The organism is Rhodanobacter humi (genome assembly GCF_041107455.1).
Taxonomy (GTDB): Bacteria; Pseudomonadota; Gammaproteobacteria; order Xanthomonadales; family Rhodanobacteraceae; genus Rhodanobacter_A.
The window spans coordinates 932,929-949,403 of the sequence record NZ_JBGBPY010000001.1; the positions used below are offsets into that span (position 1 = coordinate 932,929).

14 protein-coding genes are annotated in these 16,475 nt (G+C 68.3%); all 14 read left to right on the forward strand.

The window, feature by feature from the left end; translation table 11 throughout:
• Nucleotides 1-149: 149 nt before the first annotated feature.
• A complete protein-coding gene (gene bamA / locus AB7878_RS04285) occupies nucleotides 150-2,576 on the forward strand; it encodes an outer membrane protein assembly factor BamA (protein ID WP_369493162.1) in 2,427 nt (808 codons plus the stop codon).
• 100 nt (nucleotides 2,577-2,676) lie between these two features.
• A complete protein-coding gene (gene lpxD, locus AB7878_RS04290) occupies nucleotides 2,677-3,723 on the forward strand; it encodes a UDP-3-O-(3-hydroxymyristoyl)glucosamine N-acyltransferase (protein WP_369493163.1) in 1,047 nt (348 codons plus the stop codon).
• Complete coding sequence (fabZ, locus tag AB7878_RS04295; protein WP_369493164.1) at nucleotides 3,716-4,189, forward strand: 3-hydroxyacyl-ACP dehydratase FabZ; 474 nt, start codon at nucleotides 3,716-3,718, stop codon at nucleotides 4,187-4,189. Before lpxD ends, fabZ begins: the two co-directional genes overlap by 8 nt.
• Nucleotides 4,186-4,974: an acyl-ACP--UDP-N-acetylglucosamine O-acyltransferase gene (gene lpxA / locus AB7878_RS04300; protein ID WP_369493165.1), complete on the forward strand. Its 789-nt coding sequence runs from the start codon at nucleotides 4,186-4,188 to the stop codon at nucleotides 4,972-4,974. Before fabZ ends, lpxA begins: the two co-directional genes overlap by 4 nt.
• A gap of 120 nt (nucleotides 4,975-5,094) precedes the next feature.
• Nucleotides 5,095-6,306, forward strand: a complete 1,212-nt coding sequence (lpxB, locus tag AB7878_RS04305; RefSeq protein WP_369493166.1) for a lipid-A-disaccharide synthase — start codon at nucleotides 5,095-5,097, stop codon at nucleotides 6,304-6,306.
• A gap of 184 nt (nucleotides 6,307-6,490) precedes the next feature.
• Complete coding sequence (gene rnhB, locus AB7878_RS04310; RefSeq protein WP_369493167.1) at nucleotides 6,491-7,117, forward strand: ribonuclease HII; 627 nt, start codon at nucleotides 6,491-6,493, stop codon at nucleotides 7,115-7,117.
• A gap of 194 nt (nucleotides 7,118-7,311) precedes the next feature.
• Nucleotides 7,312-7,518, forward strand: a complete 207-nt coding sequence (locus tag AB7878_RS04315; RefSeq protein ID WP_369493168.1) for a hypothetical protein — start codon at nucleotides 7,312-7,314, stop codon at nucleotides 7,516-7,518.
• A gap of 68 nt (nucleotides 7,519-7,586) precedes the next feature.
• Nucleotides 7,587-8,135, forward strand: coding sequence for a TlpA family protein disulfide reductase (locus AB7878_RS04320; RefSeq protein WP_369493169.1), 549 nt, complete (start codon nucleotides 7,587-7,589; stop codon nucleotides 8,133-8,135).
• A 127-nt stretch (nucleotides 8,136-8,262) separates the two neighbouring features.
• A complete protein-coding gene (gene dnaE, locus AB7878_RS04325) occupies nucleotides 8,263-11,895 on the forward strand; it encodes a DNA polymerase III subunit alpha (RefSeq protein ID WP_369493170.1) in 3,633 nt (1,210 codons plus the stop codon).
• Between the two features lie 267 nt (nucleotides 11,896-12,162).
• The gene (locus AB7878_RS04330; protein WP_369493171.1) at nucleotides 12,163-13,119 is read left to right on the forward strand and encodes an acetyl-CoA carboxylase carboxyltransferase subunit alpha; all 957 of its coding nucleotides are present in this window, start codon (nucleotides 12,163-12,165) and stop codon (nucleotides 13,117-13,119) included.
• Nucleotides 13,120-13,178: 59 nt separating this feature from the next.
• Nucleotides 13,179-13,913, forward strand: coding sequence for an NYN domain-containing protein (locus AB7878_RS04335; RefSeq protein WP_369493172.1), 735 nt, complete (start codon nucleotides 13,179-13,181; stop codon nucleotides 13,911-13,913).
• Nucleotides 13,910-15,214 carry a tRNA lysidine(34) synthetase TilS gene (gene tilS, locus AB7878_RS04340; RefSeq protein WP_369493173.1) on the forward strand — a complete coding sequence of 435 codons (1,305 nt, stop codon included), beginning with the start codon at nucleotides 13,910-13,912 and terminating at the stop codon, nucleotides 15,212-15,214. Before AB7878_RS04335 ends, tilS begins: the two co-directional genes overlap by 4 nt.
• A gap of 94 nt (nucleotides 15,215-15,308) precedes the next feature.
• A complete protein-coding gene (locus AB7878_RS04345; protein WP_077481563.1) occupies nucleotides 15,309-15,566 on the forward strand; it encodes an exodeoxyribonuclease VII small subunit in 258 nt (85 codons plus the stop codon).
• Nucleotides 15,550-16,446 (forward strand): polyprenyl synthetase family protein, encoded by an 897-nt coding sequence (locus AB7878_RS04350; protein WP_369493174.1) that lies wholly within the window; start codon nucleotides 15,550-15,552, stop codon nucleotides 16,444-16,446. Before AB7878_RS04345 ends, AB7878_RS04350 begins: the two co-directional genes overlap by 17 nt.
• Nucleotides 16,447-16,475 lie beyond the last annotated feature (29 nt).

The window sequence follows — 16,475 nt, forward strand, 5'->3', positions numbered from 1 at the left end:
AACGTTCGTGCCGGCCGCGCCATCGCGCGGCGGCTTGTTGCATCCGGTGCCCCTCGCGGGCACCTGCTCTTTCTCGCGACAGGGCCCTGCCCTGCCGCGTGCCTTGATCGGGCCGGCGGCCTGATCGAAACCCTCCACCGGAATCGACGATGAAGCGTATCGCCGCCCTGCTGCTGCTTGCCTCCCTCTCCGCCAACGCGTTCGCCTTCGATCCGTTCGTGATCTCGGATATCCGCATCGACGGCCTCTCGCGCATCTCCGCCGGCACGGTGTTCAACTACCTGCCGATGAGCCGCGGCGACCGCATGACCGACGCCACCGCGCAGCGGGCGATCCGCGCGCTGTACCAGACCAAGTTCTTCAGCGACGTGGAGATGGAGCGCGACGGCAACATCCTGGTGATCAAGGTGGTGGAGCGGCCGTCGATCGCGAAGCTCACCATCCGCGGCAACAAGGACATCAAGACCGACGACCTCAAGAAGGGCCTGAAGTCGATCGGCCTGGCCGAGGGCGAGACCTTCGACCGGCTGGCGCTGGACAACGTGCAGCAGGAGCTGATCCACCAGTACTACAACCGCGGCAAGTACAGCGTCTCGGTGATCCCGCACGTGGTGCGGCTGGAACGCAACCGCGTGGCGATCGACATCGAGATCCGCGAAGGCCAGGTGGCGAAGATCAAGGAGATCAACATCGTCGGCAACCACGCGTTCACCGACAAGCAGATCCGCGACGGCTTCGAGCTGGGCACGCCGAACTGGATGTCCTGGTACTCCAAGAACGACCAGTACTCGCGCGAGAAGCTCTCCGGCGACCTGGAGAAGCTGCAGTCCTACTACATGGACCGCGGCTACGCCGACTTCGGCGTCGATTCCACCCAGGTGACGATCGCGCCGGACAAGCAGTCGATGTACCTCGCCGCCGACGTCAAGGAAGGCGAGATCTACAAGATCTCCGACGTGAAGCTGCTCGGCACCCTGGTGCTGCCGGAAACCACGCTGCGCCAGCTGGTGTTCGTCAAGCCGGGCGAGGTGTTCAACCGCGGCGCGATCGAGGCCAGCACCAAGGCGATCAAGGCGCTGCTGGCCAACATCGGCTACGCCTACGCCAAGGTCACGCCGTACCCGAAGCTCGACAAGGACAAGCGCACCGTCGACCTTACGCTCTACATCGAACCGGGCCAGCGCGTGTACGTGCGCCGGGTGGTCTTCGAGGGCAACACACGCACCGAGGACGACGTGCTGCGCCGCCAGATGCGCCAGCTCGAGGGCTCCTGGTACTCGCAGGCGGCGATCGACCGCTCGAAGATCCGCCTGCAGCAGCTGGGCTACTTCAAGAAGGTCGACATCGACAAGAAGAAGGTGCCCGGCTCCGACGACCAGGTCGACGTCACCGTCAAGGTCGAGGAGCAGTCCGCCGGCAGCCTGCAGTTCGGCGTCGGCTACTCGCAGTACTCGGGCATCATCCTGTCCGCCTCGGTGTCGCAGCGCAATCTGTTCGGCACCGGCGACAGCGTGTCGGTGAGCGGTGAGCGCAGCAGCTACTACACCAAGTTCAACGTCAACTACTACAACCCCTCGCTCACCGACAACGGCGTGGGCATCGGCTACAGCGCCACCTACTCCAAGACCGACTACGGCAACGTCGACAACAGCGAGTTTGCGAACTACTCCACCAGCCAGAAGGCGTTCTCCACCTACCTCGGCCTGCCGATCACCGACTTCCAGAGCATCCGCGCCGGCATCGGCCTCAGCAGCAACAAGATCAACTCGATCCCCGGCTACACGCCGCAGCAGCTGGTCGACTACCAGAACGAGATCGGCAACTACACGATCCACTCGACGATCGGCACGCTGGGTTGGAACCTCGACACCCGCAACGGCTACTGGGCGCCCACCCGCGGCGGCGTGCTGTCGCTGAACGCCGAGGTGGCGCTGCCGAGCTCCACCGTGAAGTACTGGAAGCTGACCGGCGAGGCGAACCACTACTGGCCGATCGGCCACGGCTTCGTGCTCTACCTCGACGGCCAGGTGGGCTACGGCAAGACCTACGGCCAGAACGGCATCAGCGACACGCAGTTCGACCAGCTCAAGGCCGCCTACGCCGCCAACGGCCAGACCCTGACCGACGTGCGCAACGACTTCCCGTTCTGGGAGAACTTCTACTCCGGCGGCGTGCGCGACGTGCGTGGCTTCCAGGACAACACGCTGGGCCCGCGCATCTGCTCCGGCACCGGCACACCCAATGCGAGCGGCATCTGCAACGGCAGCTACTACTCCTACGCGCAGCCGGTCGGCGGCGCGTTCAAGGTGCTGGGCACGGCCGAGCTGTACCTGCCGCTGCCCTTCCTCAAGGACGTCAACACCGCTCGCGTGTCCTGGTTCGTCGACGTGGGCAACGCCTATGCGAACTGGCAGAGCTTCAGCGCCAGCACGCTGCGCGCCTCCACCGGCCTGTCGCTGCACTGGCAGGCGCCGATCGGCCCGATGATCATCAACTTCGCGCTGCCGTTCCGCACCCAGGCTGACGACGGCCACTACGAGGAACGCATCCAGTTCACCTTCGGCTCCACGTTCTGACCGGGCGGAACCACGTCGCACAAGCGAAAAGCGCGGCTTGCCGCGCTTTTCGCTTGTTGGTCCCGGCCGATACAATCACGAGCCCGACGCGGAGACGCCCTTGAGCCAGCATCCCAGCCATACCTTCGCCAGCCATTCCCTTGCAGAGCTGGCCGAACGCTTCGGCCTGCGCCTGCAGGGCGACGGCGGCCGCCGCATCGAGGGCGTCGCCACGCTCGCGCATGCGCAGGCTGGACAGATCAGCTTCCTCTCCACCGGCAAGTACGCCGCGCAACTGGCCGCCACCAACGCCGGCGCGGTGATCCTGCGCGAGGAACACCTGGCCGACTGCCCGGTCGACGCGCTGGTCGCCGCCGATCCCTACGTGGCCTACGCGAAGATCGCCGCGCTGTACGAGCGCCTGCCGGCTGCCGCTCCCGGCATCCATCCCAGCGCGGTGGTGGACGTCGGCGCGAAGGTCGCCCCCGGCGCCAGCATCGGCCCGTGCTGCGTGATCGAACGCGGCGCGACAGTCGAGGACGGCGCCGTGCTCGGCCCGCACTGCATCGTGGGCGAAGACTGCATCGTGGGCGCCCAGTCGCGCCTGGTGGCGCGGGTGACCCTGGTGACGCGGGTGACGCTGGGCCGGCGCGTGCTGGTTCACCCGGGCGTAGTGATCGGTTCGGACGGCTTCGGCCTCGCCTTCGAGCGCGACCACTGGCTGAAGATCCCCCAACTCGGCGGCGTGCGCATCGGCGACGACTGCGAGATCGGCGCGAACACCACGATCGACCGCGGCGCGCTGGACGACACCGTGCTGGAGGAAGACGTGCGCCTCGACAACCAGATCCAGATCGCCCACAACGTGCACGTGGGTGCGCACACCGCCATGGCCGGCTGCGCCGCAGTGGCCGGCAGCGCCAGGATCGGCCGCTGGTGCCAGATCGGCGGCAATGCCGGCGTGCTGGGCCATCTCGAACTGGCCGACCGGGTTACCATTACCGCCAAGAGCCTGGTCACGCACTCGATACGCGAGCCGGGTGAGTATTCCTCCGGCACCCCGCTGCAGGACAACCGCCAGTGGCGCAAGAGCGCAGCCCGCTTCAAGCACCTGGACGATTTCGCGCGCCGTCTCTCGGCGCTGGAGAAGGACAACAACGATGAGTGACGCCCCCGCCCCCGTGATCCTGCCGGTGAACGTGGAACAGATCCAGCAGTTGCTGCCACATCGCTATCCGTTCCTGCTGGTCGACCGCGTGGTCGAGATCGTGCCCGACCAGAGCGTGGTGGCGATCAAGAACGTCACCATCAACGAGCCGTTCTTCAACGGCCACTTCCCCGGCCACCCGGTGATGCCGGGCGTGCTGATCGTGGAGGCGATGGCGCAGGCCGCCGGCCTGCTCACCCAGCTCAGCAACCGCATGCGGGGCAACACTGCCAGCCCGCTGTTCTACCTGGTCAAGGTGGACAACGCGCGCTTCAGCGCGCCGGTGGTGCCGGGCGACCAGCTGCGGCTGGAAGTGTCGGTGAAGCGCGTGATGCGCGGCATGGGTCTGTTCGCCGCGCGCACCCTGGTGGACGGCAAGGAAGTGGCCAGCTGCGAACTGATGTGCGCGGCGAGGTCGGACAAATGACCCAAGCCGCCTCGATCCACCCCACTGCGCAGGTCGACCCCGCCGCGAAGATCGGCGCCAACGTCGGCATCGGCGCCTACAGCGTGATCGGCGCCGAGGTGGAGATCGGCGACGGCACGGTGATCGGCCCGCATGTGGTGATCGAGGGGCCGACCCGGATCGGGCGCGACAACCGTATCTCCCAGTTCGCCTCGATCGGCAACTCGCCGCAGGACAAGAAGTGGGAAGGCGAGCGCACCGAACTGGTGATCGGCGACCGCAACCTGATCCGCGAGTTCGTCACCATCAACCGCGGCACCGGCGACGGCGGCGGCATCACCCGCATCGGCGACGACAACTGGCTGCTGGCCTACGTGCACATCGCGCACGACTGCCAGGTAGGCAACCACACCGTGTTCTCCAACTACTCGGCGCTGGCCGGGCACGTGGAGATCGGCGACTGGGTGATCATCTCCGGCTACGCCGGCGTGCACCAGTTCTGCAAGGTCGGCGCGCACGCCTTCATCGCGATGGGCTGCCTGGTCGGCTCCGACGTGCCGCCGTTCCTGATGATGGCGAACGAGCAGCACGGCCGCCCGCGCGGCATCAACAGCGAGGGCCTGAAGCGCCGCGGTTTCGACGGCGCGCGCATTTCCTCGATCAAGCGCGCCTACCGCACCCTGTACATGGCCGGCCTCTCCCTGCCCGAGGCGCGCGAGCAGCTCGTCGCGCAGGCTGAGGACAGCGCCGACGTGCGCGCGATGCTCGACTTCATCGACCGCAGCGAGAGGGCATTGGCCCGATAAGCGCCGCCGATATGCGCCCCGCATATCGGCAAATCAGGTACGCGCTCTGGCTCTTGGAGCCGGGATTCGGCAAAGCGTTGCGCGCCCGTAGTTCACAGGCAGGGCATTACACTCCCCCGCATGAGCAGCGCCGCGCCAACCGAATCCCCCCTCATCGCCCTCCTCGCCGGCGAAGACTCCGGCGACCAGCTCGGCGCCGACCTGATCGCCGCGCTGCGCCAACGCTACCCGCACGCCCGCTTCGTCGGCATCGGCGGCAAGCGCATGCAGGCACAGGGTTTCGAATCCTGGTTCGACATCCGCGAACTGTCGCTGTTCGGCCTCGCCGAAGTGGTGTCGCACCTGCCGCGCCTGCTGAATCTGCGCAAGGCACTGGTCGCGCGCCTGCTCGCCGCGCAACCCGCCGTGGTGGTCGGCATCGATGCGCCGGACTTCAACCTTGGCGTGGAGCAGCGGCTCAAGCAGGCCGGCCTGCGCACCGTTCATTACGTCAGCCCCTCGGTGTGGGCGTGGCGCGAAAAGCGCGCCGAAAAGATCGGCCGTTCGGCCGACCGCGTGCTGTGCCTGTTCCCGATGGAGCCCGCGATCTATGCGAAACACGGCGTCGATGCGCGCTTCACCGGCCACCCGCTGGCCGACCGCTTCCCGCTGGTGTCCGACCGCGCCGCCGCCCGAGACGCACTGCAGTTGCCGCAGGATGCGCCGGTGCTGGCCGTGTTGCCGGGCAGCCGCGGCAGCGAGCTGGCCCGGCTGGGCGAACCTTTCCTCGACGCCGCGCGGCGCGTGGCCGCCGCCCTGCCCGGCCTGCGCGTGGTGATCCCCGCCGCCAACCCGCGCATGCTGGAACGGCTGCGCGCCCTGATCGCCAGGACACCGCAGGACGCCGCCGCCTTGCAGTTGCTGGACGGGCAGGCCCACGAGGCGATGCAGGCCGCCGACGTGGTGCTGCTGGCCTCCGGCACCGCCACGCTGGAGGCGATGCTGGCCAAGCGGCCGATGGTGGTGGGTTACCGCGTCGCGCCCGCCAGCTACCGCATCGCCAGGCTGCTGCGCATGCTCAAGACCGACGTCTACGCGCTGCCGAACATTCTCGCCCGCGCCTGCGGCATGGGCGAGCATGTCGTGCTGGCGCCCGAACTGATGCAGGACGACTGCACCGCCGCGAAACTCGCCGACGCCGTGCTTGCGCTGTTCAACGACAGCGAACGCCGCGGCGCCATCGTGGCCGCGTTCGAGCAGCTGCACCGGGCCTTGCGCGCGGAGCTGGAGGGCGGTGCGGCGGAAGCGGCGGCCGGGGCGATTGGGGAGTTGATAGAGCCAGGGCATGCATGACTTTCTCCCTCTCCCCTTTGGGGAGAGGGTTGGGGTGAGGGGACACGTTGCAACTAGGCTGGACCGGAGCACGCTCTGATCCAACCCATCGCAAGCCCCGACCCCTCTCCTCAATCCTCTCCCGCAAGCGGGAGAGGAGGCGAACGCGCCGAGCGGGCCCGCATTCTCCAACGTCTTTGCGAACATGAATATTTCGACTTCGTCCAACAACATTTCTTTAAGAGCGGGGGTGGACGAGGCCGGTCGCGGGCCCTTGGCCGGCCCGGTGGTGGTGGCTGCGGTGATCCTCGATCCCGCGCGTCCCATCGCCGGCCTCGACGATTCCAAGAAGCTCAGCGAAAAGCGCCGCGAAGCGCTGTATCCGCAGATCGTCGAATGCGCGCTGGCGCACTGCGTGATCGTGGTCGAGGCCGAGGAGATCGACCGGCTCAACATCTTCCAGGCCACCATGGCCGGCATGAGCCGCGCCGTGGCCGGCCTCGCGCCCGCCGCGCAGGAGGCGCTGGTGGACGGCAACAAGCTGCCGAAGGACCTGCCCTGCCCCGGCCGCGCCATCGTGGGCGGCGACGCGCTGGAGCCGGCGATCAGCGCCGCCTCGATCCTCGCCAAGGTCACCCGCGACCGCCTGATGGTGGCGCTGGATGCCAGCCATCCCGGCTACGGCTTCGCCGTGCACAAGGGCTATCCCACGCCGGCCCACCTGGCCGCGCTGCAGCGGCTCGGCCCCTGCACGCAGCACCGGCGCAGCTTCGCGCCGGTGCGCCTGCTGCTGGATCAGGCAACGCTGTTCCCGGACGACCCCGGTTGCTGATCGCCCGCCGGCGAAATGGATCGGCATAGGCCATCGGTCTATGCAACTTTTCCCCGCGCGGGAGCATCATTCACTGCAGGAAGCCCCGTCCGCATGGACGCGTCCGCAGCAGCGGCGACGTCCCGCCAGATCAGACCCGCCGATTGCTGCCACCGTTGCGCACAACGCGCATCGCCCATCGCAGGAGTCGTGCCATGATGCTCCCGTCCAACCATTCGACCGCTTCTCCCGTGCCGGCCGGCATGCCCGTGCCGGCACAGGCTGAACTCGCCACCGGCGGCGCCGATGAAAACCTGCCGCTGCATGCCGACTACAACCTCCATCCGCTGAAGGTGGACGGACTCGGCCACTACCTGCCGTCCAGCGAGGAACCGGAGGAAGAGCGCTTCCATGTCCGTTGAGCGGCGATGCTTCCCCTGCCCCACGCCGCTCGCTACGCTGGCGACGCTATCCGGGGAAAAGGGATGACATGCGCCGTATCGCCGCCGTATTGCTCGGACTGATGTTCTGCGTGGCCGCCCACGCGCACGTGCAACCGGGCGACACGCCGCCGGACGCGCTGGGCACGACCCAGGACGGCCGGGCGGTGACGGTTTCGTCGCTGCACGGCAAGGTCGTGGTGGTCAGTTTCTGGGCCACCTGGTGCGGCTACTGCATGAAGGAAATGCCGGTGCTGGCGAACCTGCAGTCATTGGCGACCCAGCGTGGCCTGCCATTGCAGGTGGTCACCGTCAACTATCGCGAGGATCGGCGCGTCTTCGTGAACGCCGTGCGCGCCCTACGCCCGCGCCTGCCCGGCCTGCTGATGACCTGGGATCGCGATGGCGCACTGGGCAGGCCCTACGGCAGCGACAAGGGCATTCCGGTGATGGTGATGCTGCGTCGCGACGGCACGGTGGCGCACGTCCACGTCGGCTACGGTGAAGACATGCTCGACACCCTGGTGGGCGAGATCAACGAGTTGCTCGCCGGGACCGCAGCCACCTCCGCCGCCGGCAACGCCGGCGGCAGCCTGTAGGGCCCTCGGCGGACTTTCGACCGCCGGAATCCAGCCGCCGCCCCGCGCCAGGCGCATCGCGCGGAAGTCAATCTTGCCGCTGGCCCGGGTGCCGGTTAGCCTGCATGGATTCACCGCGTCGATCCGCATGCCCGCACGCTTCGTCCATACCCACCTGCACAGCGAGTATTCGCTGGTCGATTCGACCATCCGCATCAAGGCGCTGGTCGCCGCCTGCGTTCAGGCAGGCATGCCGGCGGTGGCGCTCACCGACGAATGCAACATGTTCGCGCTGGTGAAGTTCTACAAGGCCTGCAGCGCGGCGGGCATCAAGCCGATCTGCGGCAGCGACCTGTGGATAGCCGCGCCGGACGATCCGCGCCCGTGGCGACTCACCCTGCTGTGCCAGCACCGCGAGGGTTACCTCAACCTGTCGCGGCTCGTCTCGCGCGCTTGGCAGGAGGGCCAGCACGGCGGCCGCGCGCTGGTCGAGGCGGGCTGGCTCACCGCCGCCGCGACGGATGGCCTGATCGCCCTGCTCGGCCGCGAGAGCGAAACGGCGCGCATCGCCCTGTCGCAAGGTCACGATGCCGCGCTGGCGAAACTGCGCCCGCTGGCGCGGCTGTTCCCGGATCGCCTGTATCTCCAGCTCACCCGCTGCGGTCGCGAGGGCGAGGAAACCTGGAACCAGGCCGCCCTGGCGCTGGCCACCGAACTCGCGCTGCCCGTGGTTGCCGGCAACGACGTACGCTTCCTCAAGCGCGACGATTTCGAGGCGCACGAGGCGCGCGTCTGCATCCACCAGGGCCGCGTGCTGGCCGATCCCAAGCGTCCGCGCGACTACAGCGACCAGCAGTACCTGAAATCCCCGGAGGAAATGGCCGAGCTGTTCGCGGACCTCCCCGAGGCGTTGGAAAACACCGTCGAGCTGGCCAGGCGCTGCAACCTCGAACTGAAGTTCGGCGCCTACTACCTGCCCGATTTCCCCGTACCCGCGGGCTACGACCTCGACAGCTACATCCGCGAACTGGCGCGGCAGGGCCTGAAGGAACGCCTCGCCGCCTCGCCGCTCGCGCCCGGCCACACGCTGGCCGACTACGAGGCGCGGCTGGAACGCGAGCTGGACGTCATCATCAAGATGGGCTTCCCCGGCTACTTCCTGATCGTGGCGGACTTCATCAACTGGGGCAAACAGAACGGCATCCCGGTGGGGCCGGGCCGCGGTTCCGGCGCGGGCTCGCTGGTGGCGTGGGTGCTGAAGGTCACCGACCTCGATCCGCTGCAGTTCAACCTGCTGTTCGAGCGCTTCCTCAACCCCGAACGCGTGTCGATGCCCGACTTCGACATCGACTTCTGCATGGACCGCCGCGACGAGGTGATCGACTACGTCTCGCGCAAGTACGGCCGCGACCACGTCAGCCAGATCATCACCTACGGTTCGATGGCGGCGAAAGCGGTGCTGCGCGACTCCGGCCGCGTGCTGGGCATGGGCTACGGCGCGGTGGACAAGATCGCCAAGCTGATCCCGCCGCGCCCGCTCGACCTCACCCTGTCCGACGCGCTGGGTCGCACCGAGAAATCGAAGAAGGAGCCCGAGCGCGTCGTCAAGGAATTCTGCGAGCTGTACGCGCAGGACGAGGACGAGGCGCGCCCGCTGATCGACCTCGCGCTGAAGCTGGAAAGCCTCACCCGCAACGTCGGCAAGCACGCCGGTGGCGTGGTGATCGGCCAGAAGACGCTCACTGAATACGCACCGCTGTACTGCGAAGCGGGCGGCGGCGGCGTGGTCACCCAGTACGACAAGGACGACGTGGAAGCGGTCGGCCTGGTGAAGTTCGACTTCCTCGGCCTGCGCACGCTCACCATCATCGACTGGACGGTGAAGGCGATCAACGCGCGTCGCGCCGAGAAGCGCCCCCTTCCGCCCTCCGGGCACCTTCCCCCGCAAACGGGGAAAGGAAGTTCGAGTCTGCCAGCGGCAGACGACGATTCCATGGGCGAGGAGCCGCTGGATATTTCCAAGCTGCCGCTGGACGACGCGCATACCTATGCCGAGATCTTCGCCAAGGCGAAGACCGTGGCGATCTTCCAGTTCGAATCCTCGGGCATGCAGCGCATGCTGAAGGACGCCAGGCCCGACCGCTTCGACGATCTCATCGCGCTGGGCGCGCTGTACCGCCCCGGCCCGATGGACCTGATCCCCAACTTCGTGGCGCGCAAGCACGGCCGCGAGGACGTGGTGTACCCCGACCCGCGCGTCGAGCCGATCCTGAAAGAGACCTACGGCATCATGGTCTACCAGGAACAGGTGATGCAGATGGCGCAGATCGTGGGCGGCTACACGCTCGGCGGCGCCGACCTGCTGCGGCGCGCGATGGGCAAGAAGAAAGTCGAGGAGATGGCGAAGGAGCGCGCCAAGTTCCGCGAGGGCGCGGCCAGGGATGGCGTCGGCAGCGACAAGGCCGACGAAATCTTCGACGTGATGGAGAAGTTCGCCGGCTACGGCTTCAACAAGTCGCACGCCGCCGCGTATGCACTCGTCTCCTACCAGACCGCGTGGCTGAAGGCGCACTACCCCGCCGAGTTCATGGCCGCGACGATCTCGTCGGATATGGACAACACCGACAAGGCGGTGACCTTCATCGAGGAGTCCAAGGCGATCGGCCTCGCCGTGCTGCCGCCGGACGTGAACGCCTCGGACTACATGTTCGTGGCGACCAAGCCCAAGGAAATCCGCTACGGCCTCGGCGCGATCAAGGGCGTGGGCCAGGGCGCCTGCGAGTCCATCGTCGCGGAACGCCAGCGCGACGGCGCGTACAAGGATCTCGCCGACTTCTGCCGCCGCGTCGATCCCACCAAGCTCAACCGGCGCGTGCTGGAGGCATTGATCCTGTCCGGCGCACTGGATGCGCTGGCGCCCAACCGCGCCAGCCTGATGCTGCAACTGCCCGACGCGATCAAGGCCGCCGAGCAGCACCTGCGCGATCGCCAGTCCGGCCAGAACGACATGTTCGGCGCCGCGATGGGCGCAACCACACCGGTGGTGCAGATCGAGCTGTCCACCGCGCCCGACTGGCCGCTCGAACAAAAACTGCAAGGCGAACGCGACACGCTGGGCCACTACCTCTCCGGCCATCCCGTCGATCCCTGGCGCGAGGAACTGGCCCAGCTCGCCACCTGCCCCCTGGGCGAGATCGTCGAGCGCTACCAGCCACCCCGGCCGCGCAAGAGCGATGGCGACGACGGCAACCGCTTCCGCCGCGGCCCGGATACGCCGTGGACCGCGGCCGGCATGGTGGTGGCCGTGCGCAAGCGCGGCGACAGCGACGCCTTCGTGCGGCTGGAGGACGGCACCGGCGCGATCGAGGTGAGCTTCTTCGGCGAGCTGTACCAGCAGGTGGCGCCGCTCCTGGTGCGCGACGAGCTGCTGATCGTCGAGGGCGGCCTGCGCATCGACGAATTCTCCGGCGGCGGCTTCCAGATCCGTGCACGCAGCGCCACCACCCTGGCCGATGCCTGCCGGCGCCATGCGCGCCTGCTGCAGGTGAAAGTGAACGGCATCGGCCCCGGCTTCGCGGAACAGCTGCGCCAGACCCTGGCCGGCTACCGCGGTGGCCGCGCCAGCGTCAGCCTGCACGGCTACCACAACGGCACGGCGCAGGCCGACCTGGAGCTCGGCGAGGAGTGGCGGGTGGAGGCCATTCCCGACCTGCTGCGCGCGGTGCGGGCGTTGCCGGGGGTGACGGCGGCCAAGCTGCGGCTCGTCCGCAGCGAAAAGTGAAACATCTGCTCTGAGACCCCCAACGCCAGAGCCAGAGCTTTTGCTGATCTCGAAAGCCGCCTTCCTGGCGGCTTTCGAGTCGGTACAGCCGGCCGCAGGCCGACTGCACCTCCGCTGCGCAGGCACTGAAGCGCCTGCGCACGGGCGGCACATCCATGTGCCGCAACCTCGCTCCGCCCGGAGTGCCGGGATACCCATACGCGCCCGTTCCCGCCTTTTTTACGTGACCGGTATACTGCCGGGCTTCCGTGCCATGAACCTCGGCGAATGAATCCCAACTTCCTCGATTTCGAACAACCCATTGCCGAGCTCGAGGCGAAGATCGAGGAGCTGCGCCATACCAGCAACGGCCAGGCGCTGAACATCGACGAGGAAGTCGGCCGGCTGCGCGAGAAGCTCAAGCTCAAGACCAACGACATCTTCAAGAACCTCAGTTCATGGCAGATCGCCCAGCTGTCGCGCCACCCGGCGCGGCCGTACACGCTCGATTACATCGGCGTGATGTGCGAGGAGTTCCACGAGCTGGCCGGCGACCGCATGTACGCCGACGACGGCGCCATCGTGGGCGGCCTGGGCCGCATCAACGGCCGCGCGGTGATGATCGTGGGCCACCAGAAGGCGCGCGACACCAAGGGCAAGCTCCGGCGCAACTTCGGCATGCCGCGCCCCGAGGGTTACCGCAAGGCGCTGCGCCTGATGAAGATGGCCGAACGCTTCGGCCTGCCGGTACTCACCCTGATCGACACCATGGGCGCCTACCCCGGCATCGGCGCCGAGGAACGCGGCCAGAGCGAGGCGATCGCGCGCAACCTGCTGGAGATGGCCGACCTCAAGACGCCGATCATCTGCACCGTGATCGGCGAGGGCGGCTCCGGCGGCGCGCTGGCGATCGGCGTGGGCGACCGCACCAACATGCTGCAGTACTCGACCTATTCCGTGATCACCCCGGAAGGTTGCGCCACCATCCTGTGGCGCAGCGCCGAGCGCGCCAAGGACGCCGCCGAGGCGCTGGGCCTCACCGCGCCGCGCCTGCTGGAGCTGGGCCTGATCGACAAGCTGATCCGCGAGCCGCTGGGCGGTGCCCACCGCAACCCGCGCTCGATGGCGATCCGCCTCAAGGCCGTGCTGATGAACCAGCTCGACGAGCTGCAGGCGATGCCGACGACCGACCTGCTGGAACAGCGCTACCGCCGCCTGCGCAGCTACGGCGCGTTCCAGGAATAACCGCCGTCGCGATACGCCCGGCGCTACCATCGACGGCACACAGACTGCCGGGAACCGCCATGGCCCACGACAAGCTCGCCGTACTGATCGACGCCGACAACGCGCGCCCGGCCATCGTCGAAGGCCTGCTCGCCGAGATCGCGAAGTACGGCACCGCGCACGTCAAGCGCATCTACGGCGACTGGACCAAGCCCGACCTCAACGGCTGGAAAGAGGTGCTGCTGCGCCACTCGATCCAGCCGATCCAGCAGTTCCGCTATACCGTGGGCAAGAACGCCACCGACTCGGCGATGATCATCGACGCAATGGACCTGCTCTACGCCGGGCGCTTCGACGGCTTCTGCATCGTCTCCAGCGACAGCGACTTCACCCGACTCGCCTCGCGCATCCGCGAATCCGGACTCACCGTGTACGGCTTTGGCGAACGCAAGACGCCCGAACCATTTCGCACCGCCTGCGACAAGTTCATCTACACCGAGGTGCTGGTGCAGGCCTCCGAGGCCGAACCCAGCGCCGGCGTGAAACGGCGCACCGCGAAGGAACTGCGCGGCGACAGTCAGCTGATGAACCTGCTGCGCAACGCGATCGAGGCCGCCTCCGACGACACCGGCTGGGCCGGGTTGGGCGCGATCGGCAGCATCATCAACAAACAGTCGCCCGACTTCGACTCGCGCAATTACGGCTATGCCAAGCTGAGCGGACTGATCAAGGGCATTGGCCTGTTCGAGACCGAGGAACGCCACATCGGCAACGGCAAGCACATGTACATGCGCCTGCGCACCGACAAAAAGTGAGCGACCCGCTGCTTCGCCATCTTGCCGCCGCGCTGGAAGTCGCGCCGCCTTCATCGCTCTGCGTGGCCTACAGCGGCGGCCCCGACTCCACCGCCCTGCTGCACGCACTGGCGCAACTGCCCGCGGCGCGCGAACGCGGCTTGCGCGCCCTGCACGTCGACCACGGCCTGCGCGCGGACAGTGCGGCCTGGGCCGAACATTGCCGCCGTTTCTGTACCGGGCTGGGTGTGCCCTGCGAAGTCGTGCGCGTGCAGGTCGAGACGCATCGCGGCGCAGGCCTGGAAGCCGCCGCCCGCCACGCCCGCTACGCAGCCTTCGCCGCGCAGCTGCGCACCGGCGAAACCCTGCTGCTGGCCCACCACCGCGACGACCAGGCCGAGACCGTGCTGCTGAAGCTGCTGCGCGGCGCCGGCCCGGAAGGTTTGGGCGGCATGCGCGAGCGCCGGCCGCTGGGTGCGGGCACGCTGTGGCGGCCGCTGCTGCATGACATCACACGCGCACAACTGCACGACTACGTCGCCGTGCACGGCCTGCCCTGCATCGACGATCCCTCGAATGCCGACACCCGGCTCGCCCGCAACCAGCTGCGCCACGAGATCCTGCCGCGCCTCGCGGCGCACTGGCCGCAGGCAACGGACTCGATCCTGCACAGCGCCGCGCTCAGCCGCGCCGCCGCCGACGCGCTGCGCACACACTGGCTCGCCGCCTTCGAAGCCTTGCACAACACCACCAACGGCAGCCTGGCCGCCGCCGACTGGCTGGCGCTTGCTCCCGCACTGCGCGAACCCCTGCTCGATCACTGGCTGCATGCGCGCGGCCTGCCCGCACCCACCACCGCGCAGCGCGCACAGGTCGAACGCCAGTGCGCCGCCCGCCCAGGCCAGTCGCCGTGCATCCGCTGGCCCGGCGCGGAACTGCACGTGTGGAAGGGGCGGCTGTGGGCACGCGCCCCCCGGCTCGCCATCGATCCTTCCTGGCAAGCGCACTGGCAGGGCGAGCCGCTCGCGTTGCCCGACGGCGGCCAGCTGACGCTGCACGACGAACATGCGCGCCTGCCCGCGCCGCTCGTCGTGCGCCTGCGCCGGGGTGGCGAACGCCTCAAACCCGTCGGCGACGCGCACACCCGCGAGCTGCGCGACCTGTTCCAGCAGGCTGCGCTGCCGCCATGGCAACGTCTGGCCTGCCCGCTGCTGTACGAAGACGACACGCTGGTCGCGGTGGCCGACCGCTGGTGCAGCATGCGCGGCCGGCAACTGTTCGCCGCCGCCGGCAGTCAGCCGCGCTGGCAGGCCGGCGCCTGAGATTGCCGAAACGCCTGCAAAACCGCGCTCCAGGCACCGCAATGGCAAGCTGTCGCATTGATTCCCTACCGCCGCTGCGCTAGCGTTGCGGGTCATGGCCAAGACCGTTTCCCCCGCCGCCAAGACCCCGCCCGCCGCCGACTTCGAACACTCGCTGGACGAGCTCGAACAGCTGGTGGCGAAGATGGAGGGCGGCGAGCTGAGCCTGGACGAATCGCTGGCCTCCTTCGAGCGCGGCATCGGTCTGTACCGTCACTGCCAGCAGGCGCTGGAACAGGCCGAACTGCGCGTGCGCCTGCTGCTCGACCCCGAAGCCCCCGACAGCGCCGAACCGTTTGAACCCGAACACTGAGCTTGGCCCTGCCCTGCAGTCGTTGATCGCCCGTGCCGAGCAGGCACTGGATCGCAGCCTGCCGCACGCCGAGCAATCCCCCGCCGAACTGCACCGCGCGATGCGCTACGCCGTGCTGGGCGGCGGCAAGCGACTGCGCCCACTGCAGGTCTACGCTACCGCCCATGCACTGGGCCATGACGAGGCCGCACTCGACGCCGCCGCCTGCGCGGTGGAACTGATCCACGCCTACTCGCTGGTGCACGACGACCTGCCCGCGATGGACGACGACGCGCTGCGCCGCGGTCGCCCCACCTGCCACATCGTGTTCGGCGAGGCGATGGCGATACTCGCGGGCGACGCGCTGCAGGCGCTGGCCTTCGAACTGCTCGCCGCGCCCGCCGCCGCGCCCGATGCCGCCACCGGCATGCGCATGCTGCATGCGCTGGGCCGCGCCTGCGGCGCCGAAGGCATGGCCGGCGGCCAGGCGCTGGACCTCGCCGCAGTGGGCCGCAAACTCACTCTTGCCGAACTCGAACACATGCACGCCTGCAAGACCGGCGCACTGATCCGCGCCTCGGTGGCGCTGGGCGCGCTCGCCGCCGGCGCCGACGAAACCACGCTCGCCGCGCTGGATCGCTACGCCTCCGCGGTGGGCCTGGCCTTCCAGGTGCGCGACGACATCCTCGACGTGGAAGGCGAATCCGCGGTGATCGGCAAGACCGCCGGCAAGGATGCCGCCGCCGACAAGCCCACCTTCCCCTCGATCCTCGGCCTCGACGCTTCGTGCGCACGGCTGGCCGAACTCACGGACATCGCCCTCGATGCCATCGCGCCGCTGGGGCCGCGCACCGAACTGCTGGCCGAGCTGGCCCGCTACGCCGCGCAACGCCATCGCTGAAAAACGAAAAAGCCCGCGATGCGGGCTTT